The 19,338-nt window shown below is 69.2% G+C and carries 20 protein-coding genes; 17 read left to right on the top strand and 3 right to left on the bottom strand.

Translation table 11 applies throughout. The annotated features are described in order from the left end of the window. Positions 1 to 101: 101 nt before the first annotated feature. Together AVL48_RS12395 and AVL48_RS12390 are read left to right on the top strand one after the other, a co-directional pair. The gene (locus AVL48_RS12395) at positions 102 to 1,604 is read left to right on the top strand and encodes a leucyl aminopeptidase (RefSeq protein WP_061983122.1); all 1,503 of its coding nucleotides are present in this window, start codon (positions 102 to 104) and stop codon (positions 1,602 to 1,604) included. Positions 1,605 to 1,690: 86 nt separating this feature from the next. Beyond that, a complete protein-coding gene (locus tag AVL48_RS12390) occupies positions 1,691 to 2,674 on the top strand; it encodes an SMI1/KNR4 family protein (protein ID WP_061983121.1) in 984 nt (327 codons plus the stop codon). 96 nt (positions 2,675 to 2,770) lie between these two features. On the opposite strand, the gene AVL48_RS12385 is transcribed toward AVL48_RS12390, so the two are convergent. Beyond that, positions 2,771 to 3,115: a hypothetical protein gene (locus tag AVL48_RS12385; RefSeq protein WP_061983333.1), complete on the bottom strand. Its 345-nt coding sequence runs from the start codon at positions 3,113 to 3,115 to the stop codon at positions 2,771 to 2,773. A 214-nt stretch (positions 3,116 to 3,329) separates the two neighbouring features. Here AVL48_RS12385 and lpdA point away from each other — a divergent pair, with 214 nt between their 5' ends. From lpdA to AVL48_RS12345, 8 genes are all read left to right on the top strand, one after another. Continuing rightward, positions 3,330 to 4,703, top strand: coding sequence for a dihydrolipoyl dehydrogenase (gene lpdA / locus AVL48_RS12380; RefSeq protein WP_061983120.1), 1,374 nt, complete (start codon positions 3,330 to 3,332; stop codon positions 4,701 to 4,703). Between the two features lie 56 nt (positions 4,704 to 4,759). Next, positions 4,760 to 6,544 (top strand): 2-oxoglutarate dehydrogenase, E2 component, dihydrolipoamide succinyltransferase, encoded by a 1,785-nt coding sequence (gene sucB, locus AVL48_RS12375; protein ID WP_061983119.1) that lies wholly within the window; start codon positions 4,760 to 4,762, stop codon positions 6,542 to 6,544. A 192-nt stretch (positions 6,545 to 6,736) separates the two neighbouring features. After that, a complete protein-coding gene (locus tag AVL48_RS12370; RefSeq protein WP_061983118.1) occupies positions 6,737 to 7,831 on the top strand; it encodes a serine hydrolase in 1,095 nt (364 codons plus the stop codon). A gap of 22 nt (positions 7,832 to 7,853) precedes the next feature. Then, entirely contained in the window at positions 7,854 to 8,321 is a 468-nt protein-coding gene (locus AVL48_RS12365; protein WP_061983117.1) for an ArsR/SmtB family transcription factor, read from the top strand. 37 nt (positions 8,322 to 8,358) lie between these two features. Then, the gene (locus tag AVL48_RS12360; RefSeq protein ID WP_061983116.1) at positions 8,359 to 9,243 is read left to right on the top strand and encodes a TIGR01777 family oxidoreductase; all 885 of its coding nucleotides are present in this window, start codon (positions 8,359 to 8,361) and stop codon (positions 9,241 to 9,243) included. Next, positions 9,240 to 9,854 (top strand): phosphatase PAP2 family protein, encoded by a 615-nt coding sequence (locus tag AVL48_RS12355; protein ID WP_061983115.1) that lies wholly within the window; start codon positions 9,240 to 9,242, stop codon positions 9,852 to 9,854. The genes AVL48_RS12360 and AVL48_RS12355 overlap by 4 nt, the downstream gene beginning before the upstream one ends. Before the next feature lie 10 nt (positions 9,855 to 9,864). Then, positions 9,865 to 10,608 (top strand): lipoyl(octanoyl) transferase LipB, encoded by a 744-nt coding sequence (gene lipB, locus AVL48_RS12350; protein ID WP_061983114.1) that lies wholly within the window; start codon positions 9,865 to 9,867, stop codon positions 10,606 to 10,608. A 61-nt stretch (positions 10,609 to 10,669) separates the two neighbouring features. Then, on the top strand, positions 10,670 to 10,966 hold the full coding sequence (locus AVL48_RS12345) for a hypothetical protein (RefSeq protein WP_061983113.1): 297 nt from the start codon (positions 10,670 to 10,672) through the stop codon (positions 10,964 to 10,966). A gap of 63 nt (positions 10,967 to 11,029) precedes the next feature. On the opposite strand, the gene AVL48_RS12340 is transcribed toward AVL48_RS12345, so the two are convergent. Continuing rightward, entirely contained in the window at positions 11,030 to 11,965 is a 936-nt protein-coding gene (locus tag AVL48_RS12340; protein ID WP_061990379.1) for an LLM class F420-dependent oxidoreductase, read from the bottom strand. 24 nt (positions 11,966 to 11,989) lie between these two features. Continuing rightward, entirely contained in the window at positions 11,990 to 12,607 is a 618-nt protein-coding gene (locus tag AVL48_RS12335) for a TetR/AcrR family transcriptional regulator (protein WP_061990381.1), read from the bottom strand. 132 nt (positions 12,608 to 12,739) lie between these two features. Here AVL48_RS12335 and AVL48_RS12330 point away from each other — a divergent pair, with 132 nt between their 5' ends. From AVL48_RS12330 to AVL48_RS12300, 7 genes are all read left to right on the top strand, one after another. Further along, positions 12,740 to 13,270 (top strand): hypothetical protein, encoded by a 531-nt coding sequence (locus AVL48_RS12330; protein WP_061990383.1) that lies wholly within the window; start codon positions 12,740 to 12,742, stop codon positions 13,268 to 13,270. A gap of 42 nt (positions 13,271 to 13,312) precedes the next feature. Continuing rightward, complete coding sequence (locus AVL48_RS12325) at positions 13,313 to 14,269, top strand: oxidoreductase (RefSeq protein ID WP_061990385.1); 957 nt, start codon at positions 13,313 to 13,315, stop codon at positions 14,267 to 14,269. A gap of 37 nt (positions 14,270 to 14,306) precedes the next feature. Next, positions 14,307 to 15,308 carry a lipoyl synthase gene (lipA, locus tag AVL48_RS12320; RefSeq protein WP_061990387.1) on the top strand — a complete coding sequence of 334 codons (1,002 nt, stop codon included), beginning with the start codon at positions 14,307 to 14,309 and terminating at the stop codon, positions 15,306 to 15,308. Positions 15,309 to 15,369: 61 nt separating this feature from the next. Further along, positions 15,370 to 16,032, top strand: a complete 663-nt coding sequence (locus AVL48_RS12315; protein ID WP_061990389.1) for a DedA family protein — start codon at positions 15,370 to 15,372, stop codon at positions 16,030 to 16,032. A gap of 9 nt (positions 16,033 to 16,041) precedes the next feature. Further along, a complete protein-coding gene (locus AVL48_RS12310) occupies positions 16,042 to 16,908 on the top strand; it encodes a patatin-like phospholipase family protein (protein WP_061990391.1) in 867 nt (288 codons plus the stop codon). Between the two features lie 104 nt (positions 16,909 to 17,012). Then, on the top strand, positions 17,013 to 18,212 hold the full coding sequence (locus AVL48_RS12305) for a L,D-transpeptidase (RefSeq protein WP_061990393.1): 1,200 nt from the start codon (positions 17,013 to 17,015) through the stop codon (positions 18,210 to 18,212). A gap of 15 nt (positions 18,213 to 18,227) precedes the next feature. Continuing rightward, positions 18,228 to 18,992 (top strand): SIR2 family NAD-dependent protein deacylase, encoded by a 765-nt coding sequence (locus AVL48_RS12300; protein WP_061990395.1) that lies wholly within the window; start codon positions 18,228 to 18,230, stop codon positions 18,990 to 18,992. Positions 18,993 to 19,338: the final 346 nt, after the last annotated feature.

The raw sequence follows: 19,338 nt of genomic DNA, 5'->3' as shown, positions 1-19,338 counted from the left end.
GTCGGCCCCGCTGTTACCCCAGGTCCGACTGTCATTAGCATGGCTCACGATCCGACCGGGCGGCCGCCCGGTACCCACCGCGAACGCGCGAGGAGCCAGAAGTGACCGTGCCGAAGCTTGCCCTGACCGAGAACGCCGAAGCGGCGCTTGCCAAGACGCGAGCCGACGTCGTCGTCATCGGCACCCTCCAGGGCGAGGACGGCCTGGCGCTCGCCGCCGGCTCCTCCGTCGCCGATGCCGCGTTCGACGGCAAGCTCGCCGAGGTCCTCGGCTCACTGGGCGCGTCGGGCAAGGCCGACGAGGTCGTCAAGGTTCCGACGCTGGGCAAGCTGTCCGCCGGTGTCGTGCTGGCCGTCGGTCTCGGCAAGGCGGGCGCGGACGGCGTCACCGCCGAGCAGGTCCGCCGGGGCGCCGGTGCCGCGGCACGGGCGCTGAGCGGCACCGACCGCGCGTTCGTCACGCTGTCGGCGATCGACCTGCAGGCCGCGGTCGAGGGCACCGCGCTCGGCGCGTACTCCTTCACCGAGTACCGCTCCGAGAAGGGCGACGGCCCGGTCGCGAAGGTCGACTTCGTGAGCCCCGAAGAGGGCACCGCCAGGGACCACAAGGCGACGCTGAAGGCCGCCACCTTCATCGCGGAGTCGGTGATCATCGCTCGCGACCTGATCAACACCCCGCCCAACGACCTGTTCCCGGCCTCCTTCGCCGACCGCGCGAAGACGCTGGCCGAGGCGAACAACCTCGAATTCGAGGTGCTCGACGAGAAGGCGCTCAAGCGCAAGGGCTTCGGTGGCATCCTCGGCGTCGGCGGCGGTTCCTCGCGCCAGCCGCGCCTGCTGCGTCTCGCCTACAAGCCCGCGAAGGCGGCGAAGAAGGTCGCGCTCGTCGGCAAGGGCATCACCTTCGACTCGGGCGGCATCTCGATCAAGCCCGCCGCGAACATGGACCACATGACCTCGGACATGTCGGGCGCGGCCGCCGTGCTCGCCTCCGTGGTGCTGGCCGCGAAGCTGAAGTACCCGCTCGAGGTCGTCGCGCACATCCCGCTGGCGGAGAACCTGCCCTCGGCCACCTCGTACCGGCCGGGCGACGTGCTCAGCATGTACGGCGGCAAGACCGTCGAGGTGCTCAACACCGACGCCGAAGGCCGTCTCGTGCTGGCCGACGCGATCGTGCGCGCGGGCGAGGAGAACCCCGACTACCTGATCGAGACCTCGACGCTGACCGGCGCGCAGGTCGTGGCGCTCGGCAACCGCACCGCGGGCGTCATGGGCTCGGACGAGTTCCGCGACCGGGTCGCGTCGATCGCGCAGGCGACCGGTGAGGGCGGCTGGGCCATGCCGCTGCCGGAGGAGCTGCGCGCCGACCTCGACTCGCGCCTCGCGGACCTGGCCAACGTCACCGGGCACCGCTGGGGCGGCATGCTCGCCGCGGGCATCTTCCTGCGCGAGTTCGTCGCCGACGGCCTGCCCTGGGCGCACATCGACATCGCCGGCCCGTCGTTCAACACCGCCGGGCCGTGGGGCTACACCGGCAAGGGCGGCACCGGCGTCCCGGTCCGCACCATCGCCGCGGTCCTCGCGGACATCGCCGCCCACGGCTGATCTCCACCCCGAACGCGCGTGAAGGCCCCCTTCCCTCGGCTGAACCGAGGGAAGGGGGCCTTCACGCGCATGGCAAGGTCGGCTCCGTGGACAGGAACGCGTATCTCGAAAGCGCGATCAGGGACGTGCTCAGCGGTGACGAAGCGACGCTCGACGACCGGATCGGGCACGCGGCGTTGCTGTTCGCCACGTCCGGGGCGATGGCGGAGGCCGACCGGCTGCTCACGCATTGGCACGCGCTCACCGAACGGCCCGTCACCGCGCTCGTTCCCGGCGCCGTGCGGGCACGCGCGTGGGCGATGCTCTTCGAAGCGCGAGGGTCGCGACCGGAGTGGGCAGCCGCACTGACGCCGCTCGACGTCGACGCGGAAGAACGCGCCCACGACACGTACCTGGCACGCCGGGTGTCCGATTTGGACGGTCTCTTCAGCGGCTCCCCGATCGGCGAGGCGGTGTCGCACCTCGGGCCGTCCCGGCCGGACCGCTTGCGCGAGGCCGTCGCACGAGGTGACCTCGACGCCTGGGCGGAGATCGCCTCACGTCAGGCGCGCCCGGACGTCGCCATGCTCGCCGCGTCACGACGGCTCGCACCGCGTCTCGTCGCGGGCGCCGATCCGCTCGGGCTCGGCGACTGGGCCGGGTTGTGCGCCGGGTCCCTGGTCGCGGCGCTGTATCAGCGCTACCCACCGGAGACCGGCGGCTGGCGCGAGCTGATCGCGGGGATCCTCCGGCTGCGTGGCGGCGGCACCGCACCCCCGGCGGCGTCGGCCCGGAATGTCGACGCGGCCGAAGCGCGCCTCGGGCTCAGGCTGCCCGCCGACTACCGGGAGTTCCTGCTGACCTGCGACGGCCTGCCCGCCGACGTCGTCTTCCCGCGGTTGCTCGGGACGCCGGAACTGCGCGCCGAAGGCAAGGTCGTCGTGATCGCCGACCCGGCCGTCGTGCTGCTCACCGCCGCCGGTGAGCGATGGCGCACGGTCGAGATCGACCCGGCGCTGGGCACGACGACGCATCCGACGTTCCGGGCGCTGATGGAGCGGCACCTGCTTTTGCTGGCCCAGTCGGCTTGAGACAGGTGTCGGTACCGCTGGTCGTGAGTGGCGATTCGGGTTCTAACCCGAATTGCCACTCACGACCACGGTGACCAGGCACGACACCGGAATCCGTCAGACCTCGCCGCGTTTCTTCCGCTCGGTGTACTCGCGCATCCGCTTCGGGTAGCCGACCCGCGCCACCTCGTACACGGGGATCGACCGTTTGCGGCCGAACTGCTGCGCCGCGTCGAGGCTGTCGATCCGGCGCCGCGTCCACTCGCCGTCGTGCGCGATGAGGACGACCGTGGTCTGGGTGACGTTGGTCTTGGGCTCCACATACGCCTCGACACCGGTCCGGGAAGCGGACCACTCTTCGAGGTGCTTGAAGTCGTTCGAAGAGGCTTTCCGCAGCGTACCGGGCTTTTGCCCACCTTTGGAGCGCCGGCGCAGCGAGTCGAACAGACCCACTCCGACCACCTCACTTCCCACTCGCGTCCAGCGTCCATTATCCCGACTCGGACGTGTGGTCACCGTGGTGACCCCGGCCGGCCGTGTCCCGTGGGTCACAGGACGCGGCCTAGGTCGCAGGGCCGCCGCGCGTAGTGACAAGATGGCAAGTGTCCGCGCGCGCGTATACCGCGTGAAGCGGCGCCAGAGCACCACCCCTACCGCTTGCCGAGGAGTTATTGAAGTGACCGACACCTCCGCCGACCTTGTGATCCTGGGTGGCGGATCGGGCGGCTACGCCGCCGCGTTCCGCGCGGCCGAGCTGGGCCTTTCCGTCACCCTGATCGAAAAGGACAAGCTTGGCGGGACGTGCCTCCACCGAGGCTGCATCCCGACCAAGGCCCTCCTGCACGCGGCGGAGGTCGCCGACGAGACCCGCGACGCCGAGACCTTCGGTGTCAAGGCCGTGCTGGAAGGCATCGACATCGCCGGGGTCAACAAGTACAAGGACGGCATCGTCGCCCGCCTGTACAAGGGCCTGCAGGGCCTGGCCAAAGCGCACAAGGTGAACCTCGTCGAGGGCACCGGAACGTTCGTCGGCGGCACGACCGTCGAGGTCGACGGCACCCGCTACACCGGCAAGAACGTCATCCTCGCCACCGGTTCGTACTCGAAGACGCTGCCGGGCCTGGAGCTGGGCGGCCGCATCATCGCGAGCGAGCAGGCGCTTTCGCTGGACTACATCCCGAAGAAGGTCATCGTCCTCGGCGGTGGTGTCATCGGTGTCGAATTCGCGTCCGTGTGGGCGTCCTTCGGCGTCGACGTCACCATCGTGGAGGCGCTGCCCCGCCTGGTCCCGAACGAGGACGAGTTCGCGTCCAAGCAGCTCGAGCGCGCTTTCCGCCGCCGCAAGATCGCCTTCAAGACCGGCGTGCGGTTCACCGGCGCCAAGCAGGACGACAACGGCGTCAGTGTGTCGCTGGAGTCCGGCGAGACGCTCGAAGGCGACCTGCTGCTGGTCGCCGTCGGCCGCGGCCCGAACTCGGCCGGGCACGGGTACGAGGAGGCCGGGGTCAAGATGGACCGCGGTTTCGTCCTCACCGACGACCGCCTGCGCACCAACCTGCCGAACGTCTACGCCGTCGGCGACATCGTCCCGGGCCTGCAGCTCGCGCACCGCGGGTTCCAGCAGGGCATCTTCGTCGCCGAGGAGATCGCGGGCCAGGAGCCGCGCGTGATCGACGAGAGCGGGATCCCGCGCGTCACCTACTCGCACCCCGAGGTCGCTTCGGTCGGTCTCACCGAGTCGCAGGCGAAGGAGAAGTACGGCTCGGACGTCACCACCTTCACCTACGACCTCGGTGGCAACGGCAAGAGCCAGATCCTCAAGACCTCCGGCGGGGTCAAGCTGATCAAGGCTCCGGAGGGGCCGGTCGTCGGCGTGCACATGGTGGGCGACCGCGTCGGCGAGCTGATCGGCGAAGCGCAGCTGATCTACAGCTGGGAGGCGTTCCCCGAGGACGTGGCCCCGCTGATCCACGCGCACCCCACCCAGACCGAGGCCCTCGGTGAAGCGTTCCTCGCCCTGGCGGGCAAGCCGCTGCACGTACACAGCTGACGTCTCACCGTCGAAGAACCAGACCAAGCAAGACATATCAAGGGAGTCAGCGAACGATGGCCTACTCCGTCACGTTGCCGGAGCTCGGTGAGAGCGTCACCGAGGGCACCGTCACCCGGTGGTTGAAGCAGGAGGGCGACACCGTCGAGGTCGACGAGCCGTTGCTCGAGATCTCCACGGACAAGGTCGACACCGAGGTCCCGTCCCCGGTCGCCGGCAAGGTCGTGAAGATCAGCGCTCAGGAGGACGAGACCGTCGAGGTCGGCGGCGAGCTCGCCGTCATCGACGACGGGACCGGCGGGGTGCCGGAGTCGTCCGGTTCCTCGGAGGACACCTCCGAAGCGAAGCCGGAACCCGAGCCCGAGCCGGAGCCGGAGCCCGCGCAGGAGCAGGCCTCCGCGCCGTCCCGGCCGGACACCGCGCCGGCTTCCGGCGGCGAAGGCACCGAGGTGAAGCTGCCCGAACTGGGCGAGAGCGTCACCGAGGGCACCGTCACCCGGTGGCTCAAGCAGGTCGGCGAGAGCGTCGAGGTCGACGAGCCGCTGCTCGAGATCTCCACGGACAAGGTCGACACCGAGGTCCCGTCCCCGGTCGCCGGCACCGTGCTGGAGATCCGCGCCGGTGAGGACGAGACCGTCGAGGTCGGCGGCGTGCTCGCGGTGATCGGCGCGGCCGGTTCCGCCCCGGCGCCGAAGGCCGAGGAGCCCAAGCCGGAACCGAAGCCGGAGCCCAAGCCCGAGCCGAAGCCGGAACCCAAACCGGAACCGAAGCCAGAGCCCAAGGCCGAAGCCGCTCCCGCGCCGAAGCCCGCCCCGGCTCCGCAGGCCGCCCCGGCCCCCAAGGCCGAGGCGCCGAAGCCCGCCGCGGCGAGCAACGGCTCGGATGGCGGACCGTACGTGACGCCGCTGGTCCGCAAGCTCGCTTCGGAGCACGGCATCGACCTGTCGTCGCTGAGCGGCAGCGGAGTCGGTGGCCGGATCCGCAAGCAGGACGTGCTCGCGGCCGCGGAGGCCAAGCAGAAGGAAGCCCCGGCTCCCGCCGCTCAGCCCGCAACCTCCCCGGCGGCCGCGGCACCGTCGGCTCCGCGCAAGGCCGCGGTTTCACCGGAACTCGCGGCGCTGCGCGGCACCGTGCAGAAGGCCAGCCGGATCCGGCAGATCACCGCCACGAAGACCCGCGAGTCGCTGCAGGTTTCCGCGCAGCTCACGCAGGTCCACGAGGTGGACGTCACGAAGATCGCCAAGCTCCGTCAGCGGGCGAAGGCGGCCTTCAAGGAGCGTGAGGGCGTCAACCTGACGTTCCTGCCGTTCTTCGCGAAGGCCACCGTCGAGGCGCTCAAGCAGCACCCGAACGTCAACGCGTCCTACAACGAGGACACGAAGGAGATCACCTACCACGGTGCGGTGCACCTGGGAATCGCGGTGGACACCGAAAAGGGTCTGCTGTCGGTGGTCATCCACGACGCGGGTGAGCTCAGCCTCGCCGGTCTCGCGCACCGCATCGCCGACCTGGCGGGCCGCGCGCGTTCGGGCCAGATCAAGCCGGACGAGCTTTCGGGCGGCACCTTCACGATCACGAACATCGGCTCCAACGGCGCCCTGTTCGACACGCCGATCATCGTGCAGCCGCAGTCCGGCATGCTCGGCACCGGCGCGGTCGTGAAGCGTCCGGTCGTGATCGCGGACGCCGACGGCAACGACACGATCGCCGTCCGGTCGATGGCGTTCCTGCCGCTGACCTACGACCACCGCCTGGTGGACGGGGCCGACGCGGGCCGCTTCGTCACGACGATCAAGCAGCGTCTGGAAGAGGGCAACTTCGAGGACGAGCTCGGTCTCTGATCCTCCGGTGGTCCCTGAAGGCCCTCGTCCCGCTTCGGCGGGGCGGGGGCCTTCTCCTTTCCAGCGTTTAGTCCTCTGAATGCGGTCCTTGCGCGCGCAAAGACCGCATTCAGAGGACTAAACGCGGGGGTTTGACAGCCGTCTCGTACTCTAGTATTCCGGAATTACGGAAAACAAGAGGAGGGGTCGCTCATGCTGACCAGACGCCATCTGCTGGCCGGAGCCGCGGCGGGATCGGCGGCGTTGCTGCTGCCGGGAACCGCGAGCGCCGCCGGGCCGGACACGACGACGGACCAAGGCTGGCTCGACTGGATCGCCACCCACCGAGACGCGGTCTCGGTCCTGATCGACGACGGCGCGGGCCGCCGGGCCACCCGCAACGCCGACGTCCGGCGGGTGCTGGCTTCGTCGATCAAGGTCGTGCACCTCAGCGCCTACGCGATCGCGGTCGCCGAGGGCAGGCTCGATCCGCGAGAACGGATCAGGGTCGGCGACTGGGACGCCCACCACCCGTTCGTCGCCGACGGCCGCGCGCATTTCCAGGCGCTCAACTGGCTGGGCGTCCCCTGCGACGAGTACGGGATCGCGAAGAATCCCGAACAGCGTGTCCCGCTGGCAAGGCTCCCCGAAGCGATGATCTTCTTCAGCGACAACGCCGCCACGGATTACCTCCGCACCCGGCTCGGCGACCCCGCGCTCCAGTCCGCGGCGGCGCGCGGCGGCTGGACGCGGCCGGACACCCGGTCGCTCGGCGGCGAGGTCCTGATGCTGATGATGCCCGAATACGCGCCCCCGCCCGGCAGCCCGGTCGTGGTCCGGCGGGCGATGGGCGACGCGGTCGCGCGCCGGTTCGTCCGCGATCCCGCCTTCCGCGCCGAGGCGTTCAAGCGCTGGCCGAGCATGCCTCCGACCACCGACGAGCAGTGGCCGTGGGTCAAGGGACACGGCCGGGGTTCGGCATCGGAGCTGTTCTCGCTCCACCGGAGTCTCGCGACGGGCAAGTATCGGCCGGGCGGAGCGCTGGCCCGCGAGATCCTCGCGCAGCCGCTCTCCGACCGAGTGCCGCCCGGAGCGAGCGAAGTGCTCTTCAAAGCCGGAAGCCTGCCGCGGACCCTCACCGTCGGACTGTCCGTGCGCTGGCCGGGCGGCCGTGCCGGCACCGCGGCCGTACTCCTCACCGACGTCGGCGATCAGGACCAGGCGAACGCCTTGCCACTCATCGACTTCCTGATCTCGGCGCTGTCCGTCCCGGAGCGGTTCGCCGCCCTGCGGCGAGCACTTGGCTGACCGACAGTGTAGATAAACCGGTATGGACGTTGAGCTCGCCGACCGGATAGCCGCACTCGAGGAACGGGTCGCCGCGCTCGAAGGACAGCAGGAGGCCACGCCTTCGGCCTTGCCCGGCGGTGTGGTGGCCTACCACGGCGAACTGACCGAACCCCTCGAGATGACCTGGACCATCCAGGTGCCGCCGGGCGTGGTGCTGGCGAAAGAGGACGGGCCGCGGGTGGAAGTGCTCGCGGCCCTGTCCAGCACCGCGCGGGTGGCGATCGTGCGGACCCTGGCCGAGCAGGGCGCGCAGACCGCGCCCGCCCTGCAGGAGGCCGCCGAACTCGGCTCGCCCGGCCAGCTCTACCACCACCTCAAGGCGTTGACCGGAGCCGGGATCGTCGAGCAGGACAAACGCGGCAGCTACCGCCTTCGCCCGGTCGCGACGATCCCCGTGCTGGTGCTGCTCACCGCCGCGTCCGACGTCGCCGGTCAACTGAAGACCTGACCGTGCGCACCGGACGGGGATACGCCACGATCGACCCATGCGAGTTCTGATCGCGGGCGCGAGCGGACTGATCGGCACCTCCCTGACGACGCGGCTGCGTGGTTCCGGGCACGAAGTCGTCCGCCTCGTACGCCGGGAAGAGCGGGCCGAGGACGAACGCCGCTGGGATCCCCCGGCGGGGGAAATCGCCGACGGCGCCCTCGACGGAATCGACGCCGTGGTGAACCTCGCGGGCGCGCCGCTGCTGCCGGGACGCTGGAGCGCGGCCCGCAAACAGGTACTGCTCGACAGCCGGGTCGAATCGACCGAGGTGCTCGCGGAAGCGGTCGCCGAACACGGGATCCCCGTGCTGGTCAACGCCTCCGCCGTCGGCTACTACGGCGACCCCGGACCGTCCATTGTGGACGAATCGAGTCCCGCGGGGCGCGGTTTCCTCGCCGGGCTCTGCACCGCGTGGGAAGGCGCGACCGAGACCGCGGCCACCGCGGGCGCCCGCGTCGTGCGCATCCGCACCGGCCTGGTGCTCGCCCGCAAGGGTGGACTCCTCGACGTCCTGCGGCCGCTGTTCCGCCTGGGACTCGGCGGGAAACTCGGCGACGGCAAGCAGTACATGCCGTGGATCTCGCTCGACGACGAGGTCGGGGCGATCGTTTTCGCGCTGGAGCACGAAGCGCTCTCCGGTCCGGTGAATCTCAGCGGACCGCAGCCCGCCACGAACGCGGCGTTCACGAAGGCGCTGGGCCGCGCCGTGCACCGCCCGGCGTTCTGGCAGGTTCCCGGGTTCGCGATGAAGATCGCGCTCGGGCAGGCGGCCGAGGAGATGGCACTGTTCGGACAGCGCGCCATGCCCCGGGCGCTGGAGGAGGCGGGCTACCAGTTCCGTCACCCGACCCTCGAGGACGCGCTGGCCGCCGCGACATGACCTTGCAGCGCGGCCTGTACACCCTTGCCGGCGCCCTTCTGCTGATCGGCTTCATCGTGCTCGGGCTGGTCGTCGACGACCGCCCGCCGCCAGTGGACGTCGCACTCGCCGACGCGTTCCACGGGCAGTACGCGCGGCCGGCGGGGCAGGTGGCTGGCCTGGTGACGAACGTCCTCGGCCCGGTCCTGCCCTTCGCGCTGGGCGCGGTGCTGGCGGTACTCGCCTGGCAGCGGCGGGAGCTGACGGGGTTGTGCGTCAAACTCGCCGTCGTCCTGGTGCTGTGCCGGATGACCAGCCTGATCGCCAAACCGGTGTTCTACCGGGAGCGGCCCCGGGAATTCCCCGATCTGAGTTACCCGAGCGGGCATGTCGTCGCCGTCGCCTGCACCGGCTTCGTCGCGGTCCTGCTGTGCGCGTGGACCCGCCCGCGGCTGGCGCGCACGGCGATCGTGATCGCCGTCGCGGCGACGGTCTTGGGCGCGCTCTGCCGGGTCGTGCTGGGGGTGCACTGGCTGACCGACACCGCCGGATCGGTGCTCGCCGTCGGCGGCGTCGGCCTGATCGCGGCGGCCGGGCTGGGCCTGCTGCCGCGGCCCCGGGACCCGGCGTAGTGTCGCTGACGTGAGCTCTTCGACCACGTCATGCCGTGCCGCCACCGAGCCCGTCGACGTCCGTGAGATCGGGACGATCGAGTACACCGAAGCCTGGGAACTCCAGCGCCGACACGTGACCGCCCGGGCCGACGGCGAAGGCCCCGACACCATGCTGCTGCTGGAGCACCCGTCGGTGTACACCGCGGGCAAGCGCACCGAAGCCGAGGACCGGCCGACCGACGGCACCCCGGTGATCGACGTCGACCGCGGCGGCAAGATCACCTGGCACGGTCCCGGCCAGCTGGTCGGCTACCCGATCGTCAAACTCGCCGACCCGATCGACGTCGTGCACTACGTGCGGCGGCTCGAAGAGGCCCTGATCACCGTCTGCGACCAGCTCGGCGTGCACACCGGCCGGGTCGAGGGCCGCAGCGGCGTCTGGATCCCGGCCGACGACCGCGGCGTCGAGCGGAAGATCGCCGCGATCGGGATCCGCGTGCAGCGCGGCGTGACCATGCACGGCTTCGAGCTGAACTGCAACCCCGACCTGGGCGCCTTCGACAAGATCGTCCCCTGCGGCATCCGGGACGCCGGCGTGACCTCGCTCTCCTACGAACTCGACCGTGAGGTCACCGTGGCATCTGTGCTGCCGATGGCGCGCGATGCCGTGCTGGCCGCGCTGGAAGGCGACCTGCCGGTCAGCGACGAGCGCTGGCTGCCGCGTCCCGAAGCGCCGGCCGCTCCAGGCGTCACTTTCGCGCTGCAGAACTGACATCTGCGAAGATCACCAGTACGACCGCCGGAAAGGCCGGCGGGCGTACTGGGAGGAAGTCATGCGCAAGTTTTCGCGCATTCTGGCGGCGGCCGGTATCGCGGTCGCCGCGTCGGTGAGTCTGCCCTCGGCGGCATCGGCCACGCCGCCACCCGGCTGTACCGGCGGGCACGACGGGGCGAAGTACGCCTGGGCGAGCTGCACCGCGTACGGCACCCGCATGTACCGGGTGACCGCGTACAACTGCAGCCCGGTCTGCGGCAATGCCCTCGGTGAATGGGCCGCCAACGGGGCGGAGTCCCACCTCACCATTTCCTGGCCGGCGAAGATCCTGGACATCGGCGTCGAGATCCAGTAATCCCCAAGTACAGGAAGGCCCCCTTGCTCGCGCCTGGCGCGAGCAAGGGGGCCTTCCTGTACTTCAGTCCAGCTGAGGAGCGACCTCGGAGGCGATCAACTCGATCTGGTCCACGTCCGACAGATCCAGCAGCTGCAGGTACAGCCGGGTGATCCCGGTCTTCTCCCGCCACTGCCCGATCTTCTCGGCGACCTCCGCCGGAGTGCCCGCGAGACCGTTCTCGCGCAGCTCCGCGACCTCGCGGCCGATCACACCGGCGCGCTTCGCGACCTCGGCGTCGTTCCGGCCCACGGCGACGACGAGCGCGGCCGAGCGGATGATCTCCTTGGGGTCGCGGCCGATCTCGCGGGCGGCGTCCTCGACGCGGCCGAACTGCTCGGCGGCGAAGTCCGGCCCCACGAACGGAAGGTTGAACTCGTCGGCGTACCGCGCGGCGAGCGCCGGGGTGCGCTTCTTGCCGCCACCGCCGATGATCACCGGCGGCCGTGGCCGCTGGGCAGGCTTCGGCAGGCCGGGCGAGTCGACCAGCTTGTAGTGCTCGCCGTCGAAGGAGAACGTCTCGCCTTCCGGCGTCTCCCACAGCCCGGTGACGATCGCGAGCTGCTCGGCGTAGCGGTCGAAGCGCTCCTTGATCGGCGGCAGATCGAGGCCGTAAGCGGTGTGCTCGTCGTCGTACCAGCCCGAACCGAGGCCGAGTTCGACGCGGCCGCCGGACATCTGGTCCACCTGCGCGACCGAGATCGCCAGCACCGAGGGGTGCCGGAAGGTCGCGGCGGTGACCAGGGTGCCCAGTCGCACGCGGCTGGTCTCCCTGGCGAGACCCGCGAGGGTGATCCACGCGTCGGTCGGCCCTGGCAGGCCCGACGCGGAACCCATCTTGAGGTAGTGGTCGCTGCGGAAGAAGGCGTCATAACCCGCGTCTTCGGTGGCCTTCGCCACTCGGAGCAGGTCGTCGTAACTGGCCCCCTGCTGGGGCTCGGTAAAGATCCTGAGGTCCACGACGTCACCCTAGCGACGGTGCCGTCAGCTCGCTTTCCCGTGCTCAGCGGGCGGGACGCGGCGGAACCCGACGAGCAGCCGCACCAGGACCTCCTCGACCTGGGCGCTGACCCTCTTCGGCTCCGGCGAACTCGCGATCTCGATGGCCGCGCTCGACAGCGCGCCGAACAGGAGCCGCGCCGTGACGTCCACCGGGACGTCATCGACCTCGCCGACCTCGATGAGCGACTGGATCCCGGTGCGGACCAGGCCGAAACTGCACCTCTCCTCGGCCTCACGCCAGCGTTCCCAGCCCATCACCACCGGCGCCTCGTGGATCGCGATGCGCTGATACGCCGGGTCGAGGCAGCTTTGCAGGAACCCACGCAGCCCGGCGAGCGCTCGTTCCCACGGCGATTCCGGACCGTGCATGATCTTCTCGAGCCGGTCGAAGACCTGGCTCTCGACCGTGTCGAATGCGGCCTCGAACAACGCCTGTTTCCCGCTGAAATGGTGGTAGAGCGCGCCCTTCGTCACCCGGGCCCGTTTGGCGATCTCGTCGAGAGACGTGCCCGCGTATCCGCGTTTGGTGAACAGCTCCACGGCACTCTCGACGAGTGCCGACCGGGTGGACTCGGAATAGTCCAGCCGCCTTGACCTCATTGTCGCCACCTTCACAACTTTACGCCGCCGGTACCGCTCCATACCCATGGTATGTTGGCTGCTGTCAGGTCCGTACCGGGAGTATGCCGCAAACCTGCGGTATGAACCGGGTCACGGAGGGGAGCCTTCATCATGAGCTGGAACGACTTCTACCAGCGGCGCGACATCCTCGAAGCCGCACTGCGCCAGGCGGGTCACCACCCGGCCGACCCGCTTTCGCTCGACGAAATCCCAGGGGCCGCCAAGTACTTCGCGACCGAAGCCGAACTTTTGGTCGCGCTTCAGTACAAGTGGAGTCTGGTGTTCAACGGACACCTTCGGGCCGAAATGGCCGACCCCGACTACGCCGATCACGACCTCGCGCTCGACCGGGTCGACGCCGTCACCCGTGCCTGGAACCGCGCCACGGCCGAGCACGAAACCCTCCGCGCGGTTTTGGACGCGGCGCTCGAGCGGTGCCCCGCGCTGCTTCCGTCGCACGAAGCCGAACTGCGCACCCTCGCGCTCACGGCGGGGCTGGCCGACGGGAACGAGCCGACCGCGGAGATCACCAAGGTCGGCAGCGCGTTCGCCACCCTGCTCCGGCACGGCCGTCAGGCCAAGCCCGCCCGCCGCCGCAGCCCGATGGGTCACCTGCTCCGGTTGCTCGCGCCCAGCGCGTGACCCCCGTGGCGGTGCTCCCGCCGATGTAGTTAGGTGACCGACATGGCTGCTCACACGCGCTGGACCGAGGCCGACATCCCGGATCAGACCGGCCGGATCGCGTTCGTCACGGGGGCGAACTCGGGGCTCGGCCTGCGAACGGCCGAGGTGCTCGCGGAGAAGGGGGCCCGCGTGCTGCTCGGCTGCCGGTCTCCGGAACGCGGTGCCAAGGCGTTGGAACAGGTCCGCACGGCCGCGACCGGAGCCGCGCCGGAGCTGGTCCGGCTGGACCTCGCCGACCTGGCGTCGGTGCGCGAAGCCGTCAAGAAGGTCGAAGAGCTGTCGGAGAACAAGCTCGACCTCCTGATCAACAACGCCGGCGTGATGGCGACCCCGCGCGGCCACACCAAGGACGGCTTCGAGACCCAGTTCGGCACGAATCATCTCGGGCACGCGGTGCTGACCTGGTCGCTGATGCCGTCGCTGCGCAACGGTTCCGGCGCCAGGGTGGTGACCGTGTCGAGCATCGCGGCCACCGGCGCGCGCCTCGACGTCGCGGACCCGAACTTCGAACGCCGCATGTACAACCCGGGTTCGGCCTACGGCCAGTCGAAACTGTCGAACCAGGTGTTCGCGCTCGAACTGGACCGCAGGCTGCGCGCCGCGGGCGAAGGCGTCATCAGCGTGGCGGCCCACCCCGGCTACACCTGGACGGGGCTCGGCTCGGGCATGGCCCGCTCCTACCGCAACCCGGTGGTGCGCGCGCTCGTCGGCGCGGGAAACCGGATCGGCGAGGTCCTCATCGCGCAGAACGCCCGGATGGGCACGCTGCCCCAGCTGTTCGCGGCGACCGCCCCCGAGGTGACCGGCGGCGACTACATCGGTCCGGGCGGTCTGGGTGGCTTGCGGGGCAACCCGGTCAAAGTGCGGCCTCTGCCCGCCGCGCGGAGCGAATCGCTCGGCGCCGCGTTGTGGGACGTGACCACCAAGTTGACGGGGGTCACCCCCGACCCCGCGTGAGCGGCGACCACCACCGCGGCGGGCGTAGGGTGGCGGAGTGAGTGCTGCCCCAGATGGCCGCAAGTTGTTGCGGCTCGAGGTCCGGAATTCCCAGACTCCGATCGAGAAGAAGCCGTCGTGGATCAAGACGCGGGCGCGGATGGGTCCGGAGTTCACTGAGCTGAAAGGTCTGGTGCGCCGCGAGGGCCTTCATACCGTGTGTGAGGAAGCGGGCTGTCCCAACATCTATGAGTGCTGGGAGGACCGTGAGGCGACGTTTTTGATCGGTGGGGATCAGTGCACGCGGCGGTGTGATTTCTGTCAGATCGATACGGGTAAGCCGGCGGCGCTGGACCGGACGGAGCCGCGCAAGGTGGCGGAGTCGGTGCAGGCGATGGGTTTGCGGTATTCGACGGTGACCGGTGTCGCGCGTGATGATCTGGATGACGGTGGTGCGTGGCTGTACGCGGAGACGGTGCGGCAGATCCACGCGTTGAACCCGGGTACTGGTGTGGAGTTGTTGATCCCGGACTTCAACGCCGACCCCGGCCAGTTGGCGGAGGTGTTCGGGTCCCGTCCCGAGGTGCTCGCGCACAATGTGGAGACGGTGCCGCGGATTTTCAAGCGGATCCGGCCTGGTTTCCGCTACGCCCGGTCGCTGGAGGTCATCACGAAGGCCCGTGCGGCTGGTTTGGTGACGAAGTCGAACCTGATCCTCGGTATGGGTGAGACGCCGGAGGAGGTCGCGCCCGCGATGCGGGATCTGGTCGACGCGGGGTGTGAGATTTTGACGATCACGCAGTATTTGCGGCCTTCTCCGCGGCATCATCCGGTGGACCGGTGGGTGAAGCCGGAGGAGTTCGTGGAGCATTCCAACGCCGCCGGGGCGATGGGGTTCGCGGGTGTGATGGCCGGGCCGTTGGTGCGGTCGTCGTATCGGGCGGGGCGGTTGTTCGCGCAGACCAAGGCACACCGTGGTGAGCCGTTGTCGGAGAACCTCGCCCACCTCGCCGCCGAAGGCCCCGCGGCACAGGAAGCCAGCTCACTGCTGGCTCGGTGACTCCGGTCACCCTCTTTCCGAGCTCGCCACCCACCAGGTCACGGGTCAGTAATGTGACCTGGTGGCGTTGGTGACGGATCTTCTGAATTGGCTGCAGGGACTCCCCGAACCCGGCCTGGTCGCGGCGACCGGCGGGCTGGTGTTCGCCGAATGCACCATCGGGCTCGGCTTCATCGCACCCGGCGAATCGGGGCTGCTGGTCGCGGCCACGACGGCGACGTCCGTCTCCCGGTTCCTGACCCTGTGGGCGGTCGTGACGGTCTGCGCCGCGCTCGGCGACTCGCTCGGTTACGCGATCGGCAAACGGTTCGGGCCGCGTCTGCGTGAGACGAAACTGATCCGCAAATACGGCCTCGACGCCTGGGACAAGGCGACCGGCGTCCTCGAGCGCCGAGGCGCGTGGGCGGTGTTCTTCGCGCGGTTCCTGCCGGTCATCCGCACGCTGACCCCGGCGGCGTCCGGGACCTCGGGCCTGCCGTTCCGCAAGTTCCTGCCGGCGGCCGCGGCAGGCGCGGCGTGCTGGTCGGCCATCCACATCGGCATCGGCGCCGCGCTCGGTGAGGCCGCGAAGAAGGTCGAGGGCGCGCTGAACACCGGCGGCCTGGTCATCGTCGCCGTCCTCGTCGGCGTCGCCGTGTTCTTCCTGTTGCGCTACAAGAAAAAGAAGGCGCTCGGCAGCACGGCCGAAGAAGCCACTCCGGCGAAGGTCGGCGCGGGCGACTAGATTCCGGGCATGGCCGCCCTGAACCTGCCCCAGCCCATCGGTTTCGTCCTCGGTGGCGGCGGCAGTCTGGGTGCCATGCAGGTCGGGATGCTCCAGGCCCTCTCGGAGGCCGGTGTCGCTCCCGACCTCGTCGTCGGCACGTCGGTGGGCTCGCTGAACGCCGCCGTCCTCGCGCTCGGGGACGAGTCGGGTGACCGGCTGCACCGGATCTGGTCGCGGATGACGCGGCACGAGGCGTTCCCCGGCGGTGTGCTCAGCCAGGTGCGGACCCTGCGGCACAGCAAGACCAACCTCTTCCCCAACACCGGGCTGGCCGCGATCGTCGACGAGCACGTCGGCGAGGGCATCCGGTTCGAGGATCTCGCGCTGCCGCTGGGCGTGGTCGCGACGGACGTCGACACCGCCGAGCCGCTGCTGATCCGTTCCGGCCCCGTCCTGGCGCCGCTGCTGGCCAGTTGCGCGATCCCGGGGATCTATCCGCCGGTGCCGTTCGAAGGCCGCATGCTCTACGACGGCGGCCTCGTCGCCAACGTGCCGATGCGCCAGGCGCTCGCGATGGGCGCGAAGTCGCTCGTCGTCCTCGACTGCGCCTTCCCCGGCAAGATGCCCGGCACCCCGCAGACCTTCGCCGAGGTGATGATGTTCACCGCGATGATCAGCATGCGGAACCAGGCCGTGCTGGAGGCGCCGATCGCCGCCGCGGAGGTGCCCGTGGTGTACGTGCCGGGGCCGAAGCCGGTGCGCGTCAGCCCGCTGGACTTCACCCACACCACCACATTGACCGTCGAAGCCTATGAAGCCGCGAAGACCTATTTGGGTGAATTAAGCGTCGATGGCCCTGGTCTTTATGGGGCACCCGGTCTCGTCGTGGCGTGACAAGCGCCACTCGGTAGAACCATCCCGCATCGATCACGTCTTCTTCGTCGCGTAGTTTTGAAAGAGAAATTTCCGCTGATCGAGCGAAGTAAAAAGAGACCTACATGTTTCCCAAGAAGACATTACTTTCGACGACCGGAATACTCGCCGCGGTGTTGTTGATCTCCGCGTGCTCGTCTTCGGACGAAAACGGCACTGACATTTCGACGGGCACCAGCGCCGAATCGGCCGAAAGCGCGGTTTCGGTGACCATCGAGCCGGCCGGTGGTACGGACGTCAATCCGGCGACGCCGGTGGTCGTCAAGGCCGAGCACGGCAAACTGATCGACGTCACCGTCACCAACGCCGACAAGGGCAAGCAGGTGAAAGGCGAGCTGGCAGGCGACGGGCTCACCTGGAAGACCATCGAGCCGCTCGGCTACGGCAGCACCTACAAGATCGTGGCGCACGCCCAGGGCAGCAACGGAAAGCCGGTCGAGCAGCAGACCAGGGTCTCCACGCTGAGCCCGAAGCAGCAGGCGAACCCGAACCTCATCCCGGCGCCCTCCGCGGTCACCTCGGGTGGCGTCGGCGTCGGGCAGCCGATCGTGTTCGCCTTCGGCCAGCCCGTGAAGAACAAGGCCAACGTGGAGAAGAAGCTGTCGGTGGAGTCCACGCCGAAACAGGAGGGCTCTTGGTACTGGATCGACGACAAGAACGTCCACTACCGGCCCAAGGTCTACTGGCAGCCGGGGACGACGCTGAAAGTGTCGGCGATGATCTACGGCGTCGATTTCGGCAATGGCGTCTACGGCGCGACCGACCGCACCGAGACCTACAAGGTGCACGATTCCTGGGTCGCGAAGGCCGACGGCAACACCGAGCAGATGCAGATCTTCCACAACGGCCAGCTGGCGAAATCGATGCCCATTTCCATGGGCAAGGACGCCACGCCGACGCATTTGGGCGCGCACGTCATTTCGGACAAACACGAGAATTATGTGATGGACTCGTGCACCTACGGCGTCTGCCAGGGCCAGCCGGGGTATTACAAGTCGAACGAGAAGTGGTCGCTGCGGATCTCCAATGACGGCGAGTTCGTCCACGAGAACCCGAACAGCGTCGGCGCGCAGGGCAGCTCGAACGTCTCGCACGGCTGCATCAACCTCAACGCCGCCAACGCCCAGTGGTTCTACCAGAACATGGGGCTCGGCGACGTCGTCGAGGTGACCAACTCCGGTGGTCCGCAACTGCCGGTCTGGGACCTCTACGGCGACTGGTCGAAGTCGTGGGCGGACTGGCAGGCGGGCAGCGCCGTCAAATAGGGGCATGATGGGCCGGTGACCGCCACCGACCCCCAGTCCGAACTGAGCAAGGCCCGCTCACTCGTGGCCGGCGCCGGCCGGGTCGTCGCACTCACCGGCGCCGGGATCTCCACGGATTCCGGAATCCCCGACTTCCGTGGCCCACAGGGCCTGTGGACGCGCGATCCGGCGTCGGAGAAGATGTCGAACCTCCAGGCGTATCAGGGCAGCAGGGAGGTCCGTGAGCGCACCTGGCAGGCGCGGCTTGTCCACCCGGGCTGGCATGCCGAGCCGAACGCCGCGCATCACGCTCTGGTGCGGCTGGAGAAGTCCGGAACACTGACGCATATCGTCACCCAGAACATCGATCGGCTGCACCAGAAGGCGGGCTCCTCACCGGAGCGGGTGCTGGAGCTGCACGGGACGATGTTCGAATCCGTCTGCCTGTCCTGTGACGACCACCAAGACATGCGCTCTACCCTCGACCGCGTCCGTGCGGGAGAGACCGATCCACTCTGTCTGGTGTGCGGCGGCATTCTGAAGTCCGCCACGATCTCGTTCGGCCAGCAACTGGACCGGAACCTGCTTCAGGCGGCTCGTCTCGCCGTCGAAGCATGCGATCTCTTGCTGGTGGCCGGATCGTCCCTGAGCGTGCAACCGGCGGCCGGACTGGTGAGTGTCGCTTCGCGGACCGGTGCCGCTGTGGTGATCTGCAATGGCTCCGAAACGCCTTACGACTCCATGGCGGCCGTCGTGCTCCGCGGCCCGCTCGGAACAACCCTCCCCGCCCTCACCCCCTGACCTCGTCCCGCCGCCTCGTGCGCGGGTTCGCTTGAGGGTGTGGGGTCGGGTTGTGAGCCGTCAGAGCCAACCTTCACACCTTCCCCAGTACATGATGGCCCCCTTCCTTGCGCCAGGCGCAAGGAAGGGGGCCATCATGTACTTCACGCACCCAAGACCGCAGGCACCGGGTAGGCACCTAAGAAATGGTCCGTTCTAACGACCCGGAACACTTACGACCCGCCGGGGTGTGAGTATTCGTTGGGGTTGGGTCTTTTGGTGTGTGGGGGTGGGTATGAGAAAAGGCCCAGGTCGGGAGAACCGGGGGTTCTCGACCGATCTGGGCCTTTTCCAATGTTAGTCCGGC

It is taken from the genome of Amycolatopsis regifaucium, from assembly GCF_001613935.1.
GTDB lineage: Bacteria > Actinomycetota > Actinomycetes > Mycobacteriales > Pseudonocardiaceae > Amycolatopsis > Amycolatopsis regifaucium.
This window is presented reverse-complemented; position numbering and strand designations above follow the sequence as displayed.